The sequence below is a fragment of the Massilia sp. CT11-108 genome, assembly GCF_047302915.1.
Classification (GTDB): domain Bacteria; phylum Pseudomonadota; class Gammaproteobacteria; order Burkholderiales; family Burkholderiaceae_D; genus Telluria; species Telluria orientalis.
On record NZ_JBKYMO010000077.1, the window covers coordinates 1 to 16,692 of the forward strand.

Here is a 16,692-nt window from a genome sequence, read left to right on the forward strand (position 1 = left end):
TCGCGCAGTGGCGCGCCGACGCCGCCAGCGCGCGCCAACGGCTGCAGCTCGCCCGCACGACGTACCAGCGCGAAAAGGCGCTGTGGGACGAGCGCATCTCGGCCCGCCAGGATCTGGAAGCCGCGGCGACGGCGATGCGGGAAGCGGAGATCGCCGCACAGGCGGCGGCACAGCGCCTGGCCGCCCTGGGCATCGAAGCGGGCGGCGGCGTGTCCAGCAGCGTGACGATGCGCGCACCGCTGAACGGCGTCGTCGTCGAGAAGCCGGCCGTCGCGGGCCAGGCGGTCGACGAAACGAAGCCGTTGCTGACCATCGCCGACCTGTCGCACGTGTGGATCGAAGCGGCCGTACCCGCCGACAGCCTGGGCCAGGTCGGGGCGGGCATGGCGGCGAAGATCAGCGTGGGCACGCAACCGGGCGAGATCGACGGCACCGTCGCATTCGTCGGCCCCGTCCTCGGCGAGACGACGCGCATGGCGACGGCACGCATCGTCCTGCCGAACCGCGACGCGCGCCTGCGGCCGGGCATGCTGGCCAGCGTCGACCTGATGGGGCCGCAGGCGCAGGTGCCGGTGACCGTGTCCGGCGATGCCATTCAGACGATCCACGAGCACAGCGTCGTGTTCGTCCGCACGAAGGCCGGATTCACGCTGCGCGACGTCGTGCCCGGGCGCTCGGACGGCAAGCGGATCGAGATCGTGCGCGGGCTGGCGGCGGGGGATGTCGTCGCGGCCGGCGGCAGCTTCCTGCTGAAGGCGGACCTCGGCAAGAGCGAAGCCGAACACGACGACTGACGAGGCGCCCATGTTCCAACAACTTATCGCATTCGCCATCGCGCGCCGCTGGCTGGTCGTGCTCGCGGTCCTCGCCCTCGCCGGCCTGGGCGTGGTCAACTACCAGCGCCTGCCGATCGACGCCGTGCCCGACATCACGAACGTGCAGGTGCAGATCAACACGGCCGCGCAGGGCTATTCTCCGCTGGAAGTCGAGCAGCGCATCACCTTCCCCATCGAGTCGGCGATGAGCGGCCTGCCCCGGCTCGAGCAGACGCGGTCGCTGTCGCGCTACGGCCTGTCGCAGGTCACCGTCGTCTTCAAGGAAGGCACCGACATCTATTTCGCCCGCCAGCTCGTGAGCGAGCGGCTGCAACAGGCGAAAAGCCGGCTGCCGGACCAGGCCGATCCCGCGCTGGGGCCGATCGCGACGGGCCTGGGCGAGATCTTTTACTGGACGGTCGAAGCGCGCCCGGACGCATTGAAACCGGACGGCACGCCCTATTCTCCGGCCGACCTGCGCGAGATCCAGGACTGGATCGTGGCGCCGCAACTGCGCGGCGTCGCGGGCGTGACGGAAGTGAACACCATTGGCGGCTACCTGAAGGAGTACCAGGTCGCGCCGGACATGGCGAAGCTCACTGCGCGCGGGCTGTCGCTGGCGACCCTGGTCAATGCCATCGACCGCAACAACGTCAACGCGGGCGCCGGCTATATCGAGCGCGGTGGCGAACAATTCGTCGTGCGCACGCCGGGACAAGTGAAAACGCTGGAGGAGATCCGTAACATCGTGCTGGACGTCGTCGACGGCGCACCCGTGCGCGTGCGCGACGTGGCCGACGTGGAGCCGGGCCGCGAACTGCGCACCGGCGCCGCCACGGAGAACGGTCGCGAAGTGGTGCTGGGCGCCGTCTTCATGCTGATCGGCCAGAACAGCCGCGCCGTCGCGGACAGCGCGCGCCGCAAGCTGGACGAGGTCAACCGTTCGCTGCCGCCGGGTGTGCAGGCTTTGCCGGTGTACGACCGCGCCGTGCTGGTGAACAAGGCGATTCGCACCGTCCGCAACAACCTCGTCGAAGGGGCGCTGCTCGTCATCGCGATCCTGTTCGCTTTTCTCGGCAATCTGCGCGCGGCGCTCGTGACGGCGCTCGTCATCCCGCTCACGATGCTGCTCGTGTTCACGGGCATGGTGCAGGCGGGCGTCAGCGCCAACCTGATGAGCCTCGGCGCGCTCGACTTCGGCATCATCATCGACGGCGCCGTCGTCATCGTCGAGAACTGCATCCGCCGGCTCGGGATCGCCCAGGCCGAGGTCGGGCGGCCATTGACTGGCGCGGAACGCCGCACGGAGGTGGCGCTTGCCGCGGCGGAAGCGAGGCGGCCGCTGCTGTTTGGCCAGGTGATCATCATGACGGTCTATCTGCCCCTGCTCGCACTGTCCGGCATCGAAGGCAAGATGTTTCATCCGATGGCGCTCACGGTCGTGATGGCGCTCGTCGGCGCGATGATCCTGTCCGTGACGTTCGTGCCGGCTGCCGTCGCATTGTTCGTCAGCGGCAACGTGGCCGAACACGACAACCGCATGATGCACAAGGCGCGCGACTGGTACCGGCCGCTGCTGGACTGGACCCTGCGCAACCGCCCGGTCGCCCTGACCTTCGCCGTGCTGTCCGTGCTGCTGACAGGCTTGCTGGCGACCCGCCTCGGCACCGAATTCGCGCCGAACCTGAACGAGGGCGATCTCGCCGTGATGACCTTGCGGATTCCCGGCACGAGCCTGCAGCAATCGGTGGCGATGCAGCAGCAGTTGGAGACCGCCCTGCTGCGCGAATTCCCCGAGATCGAACGCGTGTTCGCGCGCATCGGCACGGCCGAGGTGGCGACGGACCCGATGCCGCCGAATGCTGCCGACAGCTATTTGATCCTGCGTCCGGAAAACCAGTGGCCGAAGCCGAGACGAACGCATGCCGAGCTCGTGGCCGCGATCGCGGAAGCGGCCAACCGCATCCCCGGCAACAACTACGAGTTCTCGCAACCGATCCAGCTGCGCTTCAACGAGTTGATCTCGGGCGTGCGCAGCGACGTGGCCGTGAAGGTTTTCGGCGACGACACGGCGACCATGCTCGCGACGGCCCAGCGCATCGCCCAAGTGCTCGATCGGCTGCCGGGCGCCGGCGAAGTGAAAATCGAGCAGACGGGAGGTTTACCGGCGCTGACCCTGGCCGTCGACCGCATCAAGGCCGCGCGCTACGGCCTGAACGTGGCGGACGTGCAGGAAGCGTTCGGCACGCTCGTCGGCGGCCGCGACGTGGGCACCGTGTTCGAAGGCGACCGCCGCTTCGCGATCACGGTGCGCCTGGCGGAAGGGGCGCGCAACGATGTCGACACGCTGCGGCGCCTGCCGATCTCGCTGCCGGCGCGCGATGGGCGGGCCGCCAGCATTCCGCTGTCCGAGATCGCCACGTTGGACTTCGTGCCGGAAGCGAACCAGATCAGCCGCGAGAACGGCAAGCGCCGCATCGTCGTCACGGCCAATGTGCGCGGGCGCGATCTCGGGTCGTTCGTCGCCGCGCTGCAAGCCGACCTGGCCAAGCTGAAACTGCCGGCGGGCGTATGGCTGAGTCTCGGCGGACAATTCGAGAACCTGCGGGCCGCGGGCCAGCGCCTGGCGCTCGTCGTGCCGGCCGCACTGGCGCTCGTGTTCGCGCTGCTGTACCTGATGTTCGGCAGCGTGAAGGATGGCCTGCTCGTGTTCAGCGGCATCCCGTTCGCCATGACGGGCGGCGTGCTGGCGCTGTGGCTGCGCGGATTGCCGCTGTCGATTTCGGCGGCGGTCGGCTTCATCGCGCTGTCCGGCGTGGCCGTGCTGAACGGGCTCGTGATGCTGGCGTTCGTGCGTTCGCTGCGCGACCAGGGCCACTCCGCGCAAGATGCCATGCGCGAAGGGGCGCAGGTACGTTTGCGCGCAGTGCTGATGACGGCGCTCGTCGCCTCGCTGGGCTTTTTGCCGATGGCGCTGGCGACGAGCACGGGCGCGGAAGTGCAGCGGCCGCTGGCGACGGTCGTCATCGGCGGCATCCTGTCGTCGACGGCGCTGACCTTGCTGATCCTGCCGGCCTTGTACACGTGGGCGCATGAAAGTTCCCGCGACCCGGCCTATCGTTGAGCGTCATGGTGCGACCGTCCGGTACGCCATCCGGACCGGCCGCACCTGTGGCAGACTTTGTCATCGCTTATCGCTTACCAACACGGACAAGCACATGGACATCGGACGGATCGAAGCCCTGGCCCTGCGCCCCAGCCTGGCCGCGCCACCCGTGCGCGTGGACGGCGTGAGGGCCATCGCCTACCAGGGACTGGACGGCGACGTGTACGCCGACCCGCTGTCGCCGCGCCAGCTGCTGCTGGCCGGCACGGATGCTTACGACGCGTTCGCGCTGCCGCCGCACACGCTGCGCGAGAACCTGCTCGTGGACGTCGACACGTCGCGGCTCGTCTCCGGCACCGTGCTGCAGGTCGGCGATGGCGCCCTGCTGCGGCTGATGTTCCAGTGCGAAGCCTGCGGGCACCTGGACGCGCACCAACCCGGCCTGTCGACGCGCATCGGCACACGGCGCGGCATGCTGGCGCGTGTGCTGCGCGGCGGCGAGATCCGGCCGGGCGACCGGATCCGCGTGGCGGGCGCGCCGCTGCCCGCGTGGTCGGACGACTGGCGCGAGCGCATCGTCCATGTGCTCGATACACTGCCGCCCGCCAGCGTGATCACGTATAAGCGGCTGGCCCAGGTGGCCGGCATCGCGTCCAGCTATTGCCGCGCTTTCCCGGGCATGATCGCCCGGCTGGGGCCGCGCTACGCGGGCAAGGCCGTGCCCTCGCAAGCGGATATCGACCTGCCGCGCTGGGATGGGCGCGGGTTGTTCGATCCCGCGCCGGTGGAACGGTTGTTTTTCGCCGAGGTCGTGCCGTAGGCTTGCCCGTCAGGCCAGCTGTTCGATCGGCTGCAGGGCGTAGCGGACGTCGCCGCGGTCATCCGCCTGTGGTCCGGTGACGAGACAGGCATCCCAACCCAGTCTCCCGCTCGGCGCGGGGCCGAGGACGGTGCTGCGGACCGCTTCTCCGCGCAGGATCAGTTCGACCTCGTATTCGAGCGTGACGCCGGCCAGCAGGCCCAGCAGGCTTTTGAGGGCGCGCGCCGCGAGGCCACCCGGCAGGAACGACGAGAAACCGGCGTGGTCCAGCGGACCCACCACGACGCGCAGGCGCAGGTCGCGCTGCCACACGCGGTCGCCGGCCATCGCGCTCGTGCCCAGCACGGCGGTGGGGTGGCCGAGGACGGTCTGCTGGGCGGACGGCACGTCGTACCAGGCCCCGACGAATTGCTCGATGCGCACCGGGTGGTCGAAATACTCGGACAGCACGCGCCCCATCTGTACGGCCGAGGGCGGGCGCTGGCGGATCGACGCGGCGAAGTAGCCGATCGATTCGTCCAGCAGGGCGCCGTCCCTGGGATGCGTCAGGCGCCGGCGCAGCGCATTGTGGCCGAGCCCTGCCAGTGCCAGCAGCAGCGGCAGGAAGGTGTCCTGGCCGTCGAGCTGGTATTTGAAGTGCAGCCGGTATTTGCGCCAGGCTGCGTAGAACAGGGCCAGCGAGCGGTTCGAGAACGTGTCCAGCAGCGCGCGTGGACCTTCGTCGGAATGGCGCTGCTGGTGGTCGGCGATGCGCTCCGTGTAATGGGCCGGCAGCACGCCGGTGGCGCTCAACAGGCCCATGAAGGAGGGGGTGACGCGGATGTAGGTGAGCCTGGCTTCCTGCAATGCCTTGCCGAGCGCGTGCGCGCCGCGGTCGAGGTCGCGCGGCTCGGGCTGGATGGCTTCCAGCTGGCTGGCCGGAAATCCCAGCGACGTCGAGTTCTGGAAGCGCACGTAATGCGCGATGGCGTCGTGCTGGGGGCTGCCGTGCCGCTTGAGCCAGAGCTCGAGCATGCGCACGGCCTGGAAGTACTCGAAACGATAGGGTTCCCTGAACAGGCGCTCGATTACAGCAGGCTCAAATCGCCGCTTCTCGGTAGGCATTTCAATAATTCCTCTCCGGTTTTATTGGACACCACCACCAGTTGCGTGAAGCTGTTGGCGTGCACGTACAGGGCGAGAAACCGTTCGATGATGTGGGCGAATGCGTAGATGCCGCTGCCGACGAAGGCTTCCTCGTCGATGAGGATGCGCACTTCCACGCCGCGCACGAGGCAGGTGAACGGATTGCCCGCCATCCACGCGCTGGCGGTACGTTGTTCGATGCCGGCAATGCCGCCGATCTGGCGCTGCGACGATGGCGAACGGGGCAGGTCGTACAGGGCGAGCATCTCGCGGAAGGCGTCGACGCCGCCGTTTGCCAGTGACAAATGGTTCAGCGTCAGGTGCGAGATCAGGCGCCAATGGGCGCTGCGGGCGCTCTCGAAGCGGTAGGTGATGGTGGGCTTGCGCAGGAAGTGGATCGTCTTCATGCTCGAGCCGCCTTCGAGGAACAAATCGCCGCCGAGCTGGCCATAGGAGAGTGAGGCCGGCAGGTCGCGGTTGCTGCAGATGAGTTCGATGTTCAGCGTTTGCGTCTCGACGGCGGCCGGATCGAAGTCGATGTCGACGATGGCGATCTGTGTCTCGTACCCGGGGCTGCGCTCGGCCAGCGTCTCGTCGCGCCGCAGCACCCAGTAATGCCCGTTCCGCTCGGGCGTCTGGGCGTGCTTGAGCGAGTAAAACGGGTGGAATTCGACGACGGTTTCTCCCTGCGGCGTCTGGCGCACGAGGTTGACGGATTCGATGGATTGCACTTCGTAGGCGAAGGCGCGGCGTGCGTCGGCCAGCACGGGGTAGCTGGCGCTCGCGTGGGTCAGGCGGATCGGCTCGCCGCGCTGCGGGAACAGGTTGATGACGGGCGTGCAGCCGAGCAGCAGGTTGTTGGTCGACAGCGTGCCGAGCATGCGCGCCGTGTTCGAATCCGCGCGCAGGCCCGCCAGCGCCAGGTGCAGCGTCACCGTCGTCGCGCCGGCCGCCAGCGCGGTCGGCAGCGCGGCCATGAGTGCGGCCAAGTCGATGTCGAAAAAGTTGAACTTGTCGGGGAAGCAGAAGTACTCCGTCAGCAGGCGGTAAGCGGCATGCGAGCGCGCGGGAAAATCGATCAGGGCTTCGTCGTCGGCGAAGCCGGCGGGCTCGATCGGGATCGCGCCCAGGGGAAACCAGCGGCCATTGCGGTCCGCCTCGACGTATGCGCCCGCGGCCCGCATGAACAACGTGTCGCGCAACGCCGCGCAGAACGACGGTTCGCCGTCGATGAACACGCGCAGGCGCGGCAGGGCCAGCCGGCCGAGGCGCAACTGGTCGGCCGTGGCGGTGAGCGTCAGGCTCAGGCCGGAGCCGGCGCCTTCCGGCAGGCGTACGGCTTCCGGATGGTCGATGATGGCGGAGAACGCGGCCCTGGTGAGCGCAAGCGGCGCGACGGTGACGGGATAAACGGTGCGGAACGTGCAGGCCGCGCCGCGCACGGGCCGCGTACTCAGCGCGGTGCCGCGCGGGAGGACGCCGATGCCCGTCTGCTGGTTGGCGGTCCCCCCGAAATCCATCTGGGCGATCGAACAGGAGGGAAACGGGCGCAGGTAATGGGGGTACAGGACGTCGAACAGCGCTTCCGTGAATTCGGGATAGTCGTCATCGAGCCGCTTCGCGATACGCGCGTTCAGCAGCGCGAACGATTCGATCATGCGTTCGGTGTGCGGGTCTTCGCACACTTCGCCGCTGATGAGCAGGCGGCCCGCGATCTTCGGATAGCGCTCGGCGAATTCGCGCAGGTGACGGCGCAAGTGGCCGAGCTCGCGCTCGTAATACGGTAGCAATTGTTCCAAGCTTAGCCTCGCGCGGACGCGGCCGGCGACGCCCTGCCCGCCTTGTTGATGCTGTATTGCAGGGTCGACGGCTGCAGCAGCGCGTCGAAATTGACCGGTTCTTCCGATGCGCTGGCGACGAGCACCGCCGTGATCGAAAACTTCAGGCGGTTCACCGCACTCTCGTCGCGCACTTCGAGTACCGCCTTCACGTTGCGCAGGCGCGGTTCATGGCGGGCGATGGTTTTTTCGAGGCAGTCGCAGATGTAAGCGCGGTCGCTCGGGCTCGACAGCGAGCGGTCGGCGAAATCCGTCAAGCCGTAGGTCACGAGCGACTCGCTGCACTCGGGGAAACCCTGCAGTGAATTTTCGGGAATGACGGAGCGCGTGTTCAACAACGCCTCGAGGTCGCGCGCGACGGCATCCTTGAAATCCTCGGCGGTGATGCGCGAGACGGAGGCGTTACCGGCGCCGCGCACCGATGTGCCCAGCAGACGGTCGAAAAAACCAGGCGTGAATCCTTCCATCGAACTCCTCCATGCCGGCGGCGCAAGCGGGCATCTTTACACAGTCGGGCGCGAAAAAATAGTTCAGTTGGGCAAGACCCACGGTTACTTTGAGCAGTAGCAAAACTGCAGGTCATAGCAGAAAAAAAACCGTCATGAAGGACTAAGGTGATCGACTTGGGACAAGTCAATGACTGGAGGACATGCATGACGAGCACGATGATCGGCAACATGGCCAGCAAAGTATTGTGGGGAGAGGGTCTGCTCCTGCGTCCGCAGCATTTCCAGCGCCAGGACCAGTACCATGAACACCGCCTGTACAAGAGCATCCGGGCCGTACACCCGTATGCCTGGGGCATCGAAACACTGCAGATCGACCGCGAGGCGCTGTCCAGCAACGTGTTGCGCATCCTCGAACTCGCACTGCGCTTCCAGGACGGCGAACTGGTCGATGCGCCGGGTGCCGACGAACTGCCCGACACCGTCGACCTCAGCCAGTTGCCGCAATCCCAGCAAACCGTCACGTATTACGCCGCCCTGCCCGGCCTCAAACCCTTCAGCGGCAATTTCGCCCAGCCGGGCCAGCCGACCAAGACGGTCCGCTTCGTGCAAACCAATGAGGAAACGCCCGACCTCTACACGCAAGCGGCGCCGGCGTCCGTGTCCTACCTCAGGAAAACCGTGCGTCTCGTCCCGGAATTCGAGCCGCGCGACGCCTACCTCAGCTTTCCGGTGCTGCGCCTGCGGCGCGCCCCGTCCGGCGGCTTCGAGATGGACCCGTCCTTCCTGCCGCCCAGCCTGTCGGTGGGTGCCGCACCCGCCCTGTTCCAGCAGGTGCGCCGCCTGCTCGAGGCGCTGCAGGCCAAGGTGAGTTCGCTGTATGGCCACCACCGCGAGCCGAGCCGCAACGTGATCGAATTCCGTTCCGGTGACATGTCGTCGTTCTGGCTATTGCACACCGCCAGTTCCGCGTGCGCATCGCTATCCCACTACGTGCACCATCCCGACCTGCACCCGGAACGCCTGCACGAACAATTGCTGGGCGTGGGCGGCGCGCTGATGACGTTTTCGAAAAGCTGGACGCTGACCGACCTGCCGGTGTACCAGCACGCCGATCCCGGTCCCGGCTTTGCCAAGCTGTTCCAGATCATCCGTGAACTGCTCGACACCGTGATCTCGTCGAAGTACTTCGCCATTGTCCTGAACGAAGTGCGGCCGTCGTACCACCACGGCATGCTCGACTCCGGCAAGATCGACGACAAGACGACCTTCTACGTCGCCGTCTCGGCCGATATCCCGACGCTGGAACTCGTCGACACCGTGCCGCTGCGTTTCAAGGTCGGCGCGCCGGACGACGTCGAGAAATGCGTGCTGTCGGCCCTGCCCGGCGTGCGCCTGCAATACGCGCCACAATTGCCCGCCGCCGTGCCAGTGCGCCCCGACACGTGCTATTTCATCCTCGATGCCAAGGGACAAATGTACGAGCGCATGCTGCAGGCGCAATCGATGGCGATCTACGTGCCGTCGGGGATGAAGGGGCTGAAGCTGGAACTGCTGGCTGTCGCTGCGTGAGTCCGCGGTGCATGTTCCTCGTTGAACTCATCGCAGGCCAGCAGGCCACTATCGACAAACTTTGACGCCACACCATCATGTCGACACCTCTTACCGCCGAACCGCTCCCCGCTTCCCATACAGTCCCCGGCTGGATCAGGCAGGCCCTCATCGCTGCCACCGTCTTCGTCGCCTGCTGGGGCGGCGCGATCGTCTGGTGGCGCGCGAGCGGGAGCGTGCCCGCCACGTCGGAATGGATGCTGGTGCTGTTCGGCCTGCCTGTAGCCCTGCTGCTGGCGGGCTTCATCGGATACAAACGGATCGCGCAACGCAGCACCACCGTCCAGGCCGACGCGCTGCCCGCCGCACCCGCACGACCGGCCAGCGCCGCCACGCGCCCGGCGCACGCGCGGCACCTGGCGATCCTCGCGACGGCACTGCGCGCTCCGCAGGGTGTGTCCGCCGAAGAACTGGCGGCCGCCATCGCGGACAACAAGGCACGCCCGGGTCTGGACCGGGAACTCGTCGACGACGACGGCTTCCCCGTGATGTGCGCGCGCTGCGAGGACGCGCTAGACGAGGCGCTGCGGGAAGACATCACCGACTGGCTGGCGGCGCACGGAGCCAGTGAGGCAAACTTCAGCGACGAGCAGTGGCGCGCGCTGACGCTGGCAAGCAGCGTGGTCGCGGAACTCGCGGGACGTGCCGCGATCGAGTGGGCCGTGCGCGACGATGCCATGCCCGGGCTCCAGGTGCTGCCGCTGCTGCCTGCGGATTGGTCCGAGGGACAGCGCGATGCCGCTGCGGCGTGGCTGCGGCATGCGGCGGCGCAGGCCGGATGGCGTGGCGAGATCGGTGCGGCCATGTGCGGCACCGATCCCGTGACCGGCATTACTGCGGCCGGCGCAGCGCCCGGTGTCACGCTCGTGGTGGCGGCAGCGTCCCATGTGGGCGAGGCAACGGTCGCACGCTGGGCGTCGGAACAGGTCTTGTTCACGGCCGCGCAGCCGCAGGGGTTGATGCCGGGCGAGGGCGCCGCCGGCCTATTGCTGGGCGGCGCGGCGCTGGCCGGGGCATCCGATGGCCAGGCGGTGGCGCTGCTCGCGCCGCTCGCGGAAGTGCAGGTCGCGGAGCCGGCCGACACACGCAGGCGCGGTACCGACCGCGTGCTCGCGGGATTCGTCGAGCGCACGCTCGCCGATGCAGGTGCCGGTGCGGATGGCGTGGCGATGATCGTCGCCGATACCGGCCACCGCTCGCGCCCGGTGTACGAGCTGATGGAATACGCAGCCACGACGATGCGGCAGCTCGACGGCAGCGCGGACATCGTACGTGTCGGGGCATCGAGCGGCGCATGCGGCGTCGTCCCGTTCGTGACGGCGCTCGCGCTGGGCGCGCACTACGCGGGTGCGCGCCACGCGCCGGTGCTGTGCCTCGCCAACGAGACGCCGGGCCGCCGCATCGCCACGCTCGTGCAACCCGTGGATTGAACTCTCAGCGGGCCGGCGCGCGCCATGCCTGCGTGCGGCCCAGCACGTGGCTGTCGATGGATCCCTTCCTGGCCAGCTGGCCGCCGATGCCGAAGTTCAGCAGGCAGACATCTTCGTCTTCGTTTTCCCGTCCCTGGAAGCGGCGTGCCCACGGATCGCGCGTCGTGTCGTCCTGCGCGGGGCGGCGTGCCGCTGCAGCCGTCCGCGCGGCGCGGCGTGGTTGCGCCGGTTCGTCGAGCACGGCGGCATGCTGGCCGCTGGCGCTGCAGGAGACGAGTGAGCAGACGTTCACGTCTTGCGCAAATGCGGGGAGCGGTATGAGAAGCGCGGCGGCGGCCAGCGGGAGGAGCTTCCTGATCAAACCGGATGTCATGGTCTGCACCTTGTCGATGACGATGCGGCCACTCTAGCGGGTTGCGCGCGCAGGTCGATGTCCGATTGTGTCGGACGCGCGTCCCGACACATGCGCTTGCAAAAATCCTGCGCTACCATGAGTCCCGTAACTCAACGCACGGAGGAGACGACACATGATTTATCAAGGCAGCTGCCACTGCGGCCAGGTGGCGTATGAAGTGGAGGGCGAGATCCAGGGCGCCCTCGCCTGCAATTGTTCGATGTGCCAGCGCAAGGGATCGCTGCTCTGGTTCGTGCCGCGTGCGCAGTTCCGCCTGCGCACGCCCGAGGACGCGGCCGCCACCTACACGTTCAACAAGCACGTCATCCAGCACCGCTTCTGTCCCACGTGCGGCATCCATCCGTATGCGGAAGGGGTCGATCCGAAGGGGAATCCGATGGCGGCCATCAACCTGCGCTGCATCGAGGGTATCGATCTCGACGCGATTCCCGTGCAGCACTACGACGGCCGCGACGCCTGACCTTCAGTTCAGGCGCGGCGCGATCACGAGTTCCGGCTGCGGCCGCGGTGCGTGGGCGGACAGCTCCGCCGGCGCCACTTCCTGCGGCAGCGCGACGATGCGTTCCCACAGCGCGAAGCCGGCCGTGCGGTTGGCCTTGCTGAGCTGGTAGGCGGGCAAGGCGTCCATGCCGTGGGCCATCCACAGCGCTTCGTACGAGGGTGTCAGGCGCGCGTCGTGCCAGGCTTCGGAGAGGGGCGCGAAGGTTTCCTGCAGGACGGCCGCCGTGCTGCGCATGCGCACCCAGCGGTGGTTCAGCCAGCCGTTTTCTTTTTCGACGGGGTTCAGGAAACGCTCGATCACCTGGCGCGCCGCCTCTTCTCCGCTGCGGCTCATCACGTCGATGGCGGCGCGCGTCATGTTCAGGTTCAGCCCACCCTCTTTTTTCGTATGGCGGATCTGCACGACGCGGTCGCGGTAGCCCGGGGTGCGCTTCAGGGCTTCGTCGCGCCACGTGCGGATCGTGCGCAGGATGGCGCCCGCGAAGCGCGGCAGCGACGGGCGGCCGTCGGTGTCGTCGACCGGCATGTACGCGGCCGTCACCCCGGTGTTGTTGTTCGTCGGGAGAGACACGCGCGCGTCGAACGGGTCGTCGTCGGCGAGGTCGTCCTGCAGGGTGACGCCGAAGGTCGGACGGGTCGGGAGGATGTTGTCGAAAAAGTGAATGGGGAAGTTGCTGGTCAGGCCGCCGTCCGAGAACCAGACGCGCAGCAGGTCGACGCCTTCCCCATGCACCGGCAGCGCGCGCAGGCGGTACAGGGGTACGGCCTGCAGCAGCACGGGAAAACTGAGGCTCATGCGCGCGGCCACCACGAGCGGCAGGTCGTCCGGATCGGGCATGAAGTAGTAATCCTCGCCACCGGCGTTCATGCGTTCCAGTACCGTCACCGTGCGTGCGCCGTGGCGCGTATGGCGCGAGTGCGCCGTCATCCAGTCGACGATCGCGGGCGGGAACAGGGCGGCCATTTCCGAGGCGCGGAATACGAGGTCGGCGCTCGAATGCGGCAGCCGGTGTGCGCGCAGTTCGGAGAGGCCCGTCGTCATCAGGGCCAGTTCGATCGGCGGCTCGGACGTGCGCAGCAGCCCGAACGTCAATGGGGTGTCGAGCGGGAGACCGGCGATGTCCTGCACGAGGCCATGCAGCCATTCCGTCAGCGCGGGCGGATTGTCCGCGGACGTGCGCAGGCCGGAGCAGATGCCGCAGCGGTTGGCGCGCAGCCCGCGCCACGCCGACCACGTGGCCTGCAGCAGCGCCCCGGCCAGCGCGCCCACGAACATGCACAAGCCGAACCACAGGACGCTGGCGAGACCGACGAGGGGCACGCTCGGCCAGTGTCCGCCGAGCAGGCTGCTGCTGATCAGAAAGCCCAGCAGCCACATGCCCCCGCCCACCACGGCACCGAGCGGGAAATTCCACAGCATGGCGAGGGATAGATAGCCGCAGGCTTTCGACTTGCTCGTTTCGTTGAGCGCCGCCGCGATCACGCGGAAGTGCGGACGCAGCGCGGCGCAGGGCTGGAACAGCGAGAACAGCCGGGTGTGCGCGCCGACGGCTTCCTGCAGGCTGCCGGGCAGCCGGGCCAGGAGATGGAAACCGTCGTCCTCGCCCTGCCCGTCCTTGCGCACGCGGTTGCGCTTGAACTGGGCCGCCGCCGCCGCGATGGCCGCCACGGCGCCGACGCTCGTCCCGCCGATCGAGCGCAAGGTGAACTTTTCGGCCAGCCGCGCCACGAACGCGGGGTAGACCACGCCGGAGGTCACGCCCCCCTCCATCACGATATCGCATTCTTTCGGTAGAAAATCGTTCATCGCTGTCGACGCTCGTGCTTGATGCGTCGATTATGCGCTAACACAGCCTAGCCCGGCACGCCCACGATCACGCTGGACGCCTTGAACATCGCCGTGGCCGTCCTGCCCTCGGCCAGCTCGAGCGCTCGCGCGCTCTCGTTGGTGATGATGGCGGCGATGCTGCCGCCACCCGTCAGGTCGAGGACGACTTCCGTGTTGACGGCGCCCGGCGTCAGGAGGGACACGGTGCCGGCGAGCTGGTTGCGGGCCGAGAAGCGCGCACCCTCGCCTTCCGTCATGAGGATGATCGAAGACGCCTTGACCAGCGCGAACGCCTGGGCGCCCGCTGCCAGGCCGAGGCTGGCCGTGCTCTCGTGCGTGACGATGGCGACGATTCTGTGGCCGCCGGCGACGTCGAGTTCGATCTCGTCGTTGACGGCGCCGGGCTGGATCCCGGAGACGGTGCCGAAGAACTGGTTGCGTGCGCTCGTTTTCATGTTCAGCCTGCTGATCAGGGTCAGGTCGGCGGACAGGTTGCCGGCCTGTCCGTTGAGTTGGTCCACGAATTGCTGGTGGAGTTGCTCGAGCGCCCGGAAGTTCCTGACGAGTTGTTCGCCGCGCGCCGTCAGCCGCGTGCCGCCGCCGCCCTTGCCGCCGGCGACGCGTTCCACCAGCGCTTCGCCGGCCAGGTTGTTCATCGCGTCGATCGCGTCCCACGCCCCCTTGTAGCTCATCCCGACCGCTTTCGCGGCCTGGCTGATCGATCCCGCCTCGCCGATCGCGGCCAGCAGCTCGACCCGTCCCTGGCCGCCGAATTTTTCGCCGCCGACCGTCATCCAGACGGCGCCCTGCAGCGCGAAGCCTGTGTTGTCGCTTTCCACTTTGCCCTGTTCCGTTTCGTTATATACTCTACTATATAGCGATAAAGAACTGGAGTCGACCATGAAGCAACTCGCCGGCCTTCTGGCCCTGATCGCGTGCCACGCCGCCCAGGCGGACGAGGTGCAAGTGGCGGTCGCCGCCAACTTCACCGCGCCGATGCAAAAGATCGCTGCGGCATTCGAACAGGACACGGGCCACAAGGCCGTCCTTGCGTTCGGCGCCACCGGCAAGTTCTACGCCCAGATCGTCAACGGCGCGCCGTTCGAGGTGCTGCTCGCGGCCGACGACGAGACCCCGGCCAGACTGGAAGCGGAGCGCCGCACCGTGCCCGGCACGCGTTTTACCTATGCGACCGGCAAGCTGGCGCTGTGGTCCGCGCAGGACGGCTATGTCGACGGCCAGGGCCAGGTCCTCAAGACGGGGAACTATGCCCATCTCGCCATCGCCAACCCGAAGACGGCCCCGTACGGCGCGGCCGCCATCGAGACGCTGAACAAGCTGGGCGTCTACGACCGCGTGCAGGGTAAGCTCGTGCAGGGCGAGAACATCGCGCAAACGCACCAGTTCGTCAGCACGGGCAATGCGCCGCTCGGCTTCGTCGCGCTGTCGCAGGTCTATCGCGACGGTAAATTCGCGTCCGGCTCCGGCTGGATCGTGCCCGACAACCTGCACGGTCCGATTCGCCAGGACGCCGTCATCCTCGCCAGGGGCGGCGCCAATCCGGCCGCGAAGGCTTTGGCAAGCTATCTGAAATCGAACAAGGCCAGAGAGATCATCCGCTCGTACGGCTACGCATTGTGACCCTGGACGCCGCCGACTTCGCGGCCGTCCGCCTGACGCTGGAGCTGGCGACCGTCGTGACCCTGCTGCTGCTGGTGATCGGCACACCGATCGCGTGGTGGCTCGCGCGCACGCGCTCGCGCCTGCGGCACGCGGTCGGGGCTGTCGTCGCGCTACCCCTCGTGCTGCCGCCCACCGTGATCGGCTTTTATCTGCTGCTGCTGCTGGGGCCGAACGGCCCCGTCGGCAAGCTGACGGAGGCGCTCGGCATCGGCTTGTTGCCGTTCTCGTTCGGCGGCCTCGTGCTGGCCTCCGTGTGCTATTCCCTGCCCTTCGTCGTGCAGCCGCTGCAGAATGCCTTCGAGGCGATCGGCACGCGGCCGCTGGAAGTGGCGGCCACCTTGCGCGCGAGTCCGTGGGACACCTTCTGGTCGGTGGCGGTGCCGCTGGCGCGTCCCGGTTTCCTGTCCGGCGCCGTGCTCGGCTTCGCGCACACGGTAGGCGAATTCGGCGTCGTGCTCATGATCGGCGGCAATATCCCGAACAAGACGCGCGTCGTCTCCGTGCAGATCTACGACCACGTCGAGGCGCTCGAATATGCGCAGGCGCACTGGCTCGCGGGCGGCATGCTGGCCTTCAGCTTCATCGTGCTGCTGGCGCTGTACACCTTCTACCCGCAAGCGATGAAAGGACGGCGCCGATGACCGACGGATTGCGCGTACGCCTGCGCATGGACCGTGGCGCGTTCCAGCTGGACGTCGACCTCGACTTGCCGTTGCACGGCATCAGCGCCCTGTTCGGTCATTCCGGCTCGGGCAAGACGACGGTCCTGCGCGCCATCGCCGGCCTGGAACGCGCGCCCGGCGGTATCGTCGCGCGCGGCGACGAGGTGTGGCAGGACGATGCGCGCGGCGTGTTCGTCCCCGTGCACCAGCGGGCCGTCGGCTATGTATTCCAGGAAGCGAGCCTGTTCCCGCACCTGTCCGTGCGCGCCAACCTGGAGTTCGGCCGCAAGCGCGTGCCCGTGCACGAGCGCCGCTTCGCGCTGGAGCCCGTGACGGCCCTGCTGGGCATCGAAAACCTGCTCGAGCGCCGGCCGGACGGTCTGTCGGGCGGCGAGCGCCAGCGCGTGGCGAT

The 16,692-nt window shown here is 67.8% G+C and carries 15 protein-coding genes; 9 read left to right on the forward strand and 6 right to left on the reverse strand.

Annotated features, from left to right (window positions below):
- From ACEN88_RS09265 to ACEN88_RS09275, 3 genes are all read left to right on the forward strand, one after another.
- On the forward strand, positions 1-794 hold a 794-nt coding region (locus ACEN88_RS09265; RefSeq protein WP_413338989.1), incomplete at its 5' end, for an efflux RND transporter periplasmic adaptor subunit.
- A gap of 10 nt (positions 795-804) precedes the next feature.
- On the forward strand, positions 805-3,939 hold the full coding sequence (locus tag ACEN88_RS09270; RefSeq protein WP_413338991.1) for an efflux RND transporter permease subunit: 3,135 nt from the start codon (positions 805-807) through the stop codon (positions 3,937-3,939).
- A 94-nt stretch (positions 3,940-4,033) separates the two neighbouring features.
- Positions 4,034-4,741, forward strand: coding sequence for an MOSC domain-containing protein (locus ACEN88_RS09275; protein WP_413338992.1), 708 nt, complete (start codon positions 4,034-4,036; stop codon positions 4,739-4,741).
- A 9-nt stretch (positions 4,742-4,750) separates the two neighbouring features.
- Here the strand turns inward: ACEN88_RS09275 and tssG are convergent, their stop codons facing one another.
- Genes tssG through tssE form a run of 3 tightly spaced genes read right to left on the reverse strand, consistent with a single transcriptional unit; the run spans position 4,751 to position 8,171 of the window.
- The gene (gene tssG / locus ACEN88_RS09280) at positions 4,751-5,845 is read right to left on the reverse strand and encodes a type VI secretion system baseplate subunit TssG (RefSeq protein ID WP_413338993.1); all 1,095 of its coding nucleotides are present in this window, start codon (positions 5,843-5,845) and stop codon (positions 4,751-4,753) included.
- On the reverse strand, positions 5,809-7,665 hold the full coding sequence (gene tssF / locus ACEN88_RS09285) for a type VI secretion system baseplate subunit TssF (protein WP_413338994.1): 1,857 nt from the start codon (positions 7,663-7,665) through the stop codon (positions 5,809-5,811). The genes tssG and tssF overlap by 37 nt, the downstream gene beginning before the upstream one ends.
- A 2-nt stretch (positions 7,666-7,667) precedes the next feature.
- A complete protein-coding gene (gene tssE / locus ACEN88_RS09290; protein WP_413338996.1) occupies positions 7,668-8,171 on the reverse strand; it encodes a type VI secretion system baseplate subunit TssE in 504 nt (167 codons plus the stop codon).
- Between the two features lie 210 nt (positions 8,172-8,381).
- Here tssE and tssK point away from each other — a divergent pair, with 210 nt between their 5' ends.
- Together tssK and ACEN88_RS09300 are read left to right on the forward strand one after the other, a co-directional pair.
- Positions 8,382-9,722, forward strand: coding sequence for a type VI secretion system baseplate subunit TssK (gene tssK, locus ACEN88_RS09295; RefSeq protein ID WP_413339010.1), 1,341 nt, complete (start codon positions 8,382-8,384; stop codon positions 9,720-9,722).
- 77 nt (positions 9,723-9,799) lie between these two features.
- Positions 9,800-11,191, forward strand: coding sequence for a hypothetical protein (locus ACEN88_RS09300; protein WP_413338998.1), 1,392 nt, complete (start codon positions 9,800-9,802; stop codon positions 11,189-11,191).
- Positions 11,192-11,195: 4 nt separating this feature from the next.
- Here ACEN88_RS09300 and ACEN88_RS09305 read toward each other — a convergent pair whose 3' ends face one another.
- On the reverse strand, positions 11,196-11,564 hold the full coding sequence (locus ACEN88_RS09305; protein ID WP_413339000.1) for a hypothetical protein: 369 nt from the start codon (positions 11,562-11,564) through the stop codon (positions 11,196-11,198).
- Between the two features lie 154 nt (positions 11,565-11,718).
- Between ACEN88_RS09305 and ACEN88_RS09310 the strand changes: the two genes are divergently transcribed.
- Positions 11,719-12,066, forward strand: coding sequence for a GFA family protein (locus ACEN88_RS09310; protein ID WP_413339002.1), 348 nt, complete (start codon positions 11,719-11,721; stop codon positions 12,064-12,066).
- Positions 12,067-12,069: 3 nt separating this feature from the next.
- On the opposite strand, the gene ACEN88_RS09315 is transcribed toward ACEN88_RS09310, so the two are convergent.
- Positions 12,070-13,866: a hypothetical protein gene (locus ACEN88_RS09315; protein WP_413339004.1), complete on the reverse strand. Its 1,797-nt coding sequence runs from the start codon at positions 13,864-13,866 to the stop codon at positions 12,070-12,072.
- 95 nt (positions 13,867-13,961) lie between these two features.
- Positions 13,962-14,729 carry a TOBE domain-containing protein gene (locus ACEN88_RS09320; protein WP_413339012.1) on the reverse strand — a complete coding sequence of 256 codons (768 nt, stop codon included), beginning with the start codon at positions 14,727-14,729 and terminating at the stop codon, positions 13,962-13,964.
- A 106-nt stretch (positions 14,730-14,835) separates the two neighbouring features.
- Here ACEN88_RS09320 and modA point away from each other — a divergent pair, with 106 nt between their 5' ends.
- The 3 genes from modA to ACEN88_RS09335 form a co-directional block, all read left to right on the forward strand.
- A complete protein-coding gene (gene modA / locus ACEN88_RS09325) occupies positions 14,836-15,576 on the forward strand; it encodes a molybdate ABC transporter substrate-binding protein (RefSeq protein WP_413339005.1) in 741 nt (246 codons plus the stop codon).
- Positions 15,573-16,259, forward strand: a complete 687-nt coding sequence (modB, locus tag ACEN88_RS09330) for a molybdate ABC transporter permease subunit (protein ID WP_413339007.1) — start codon at positions 15,573-15,575, stop codon at positions 16,257-16,259. The genes modA and modB overlap by 4 nt, the downstream gene beginning before the upstream one ends.
- Positions 16,256-16,692, forward strand: a 437-nt coding sequence (locus tag ACEN88_RS09335; RefSeq protein WP_413339009.1) for an ATP-binding cassette domain-containing protein, incomplete at its 3' end; no start/stop codon positions are given. The genes modB and ACEN88_RS09335, both read left to right, overlap by 4 nt.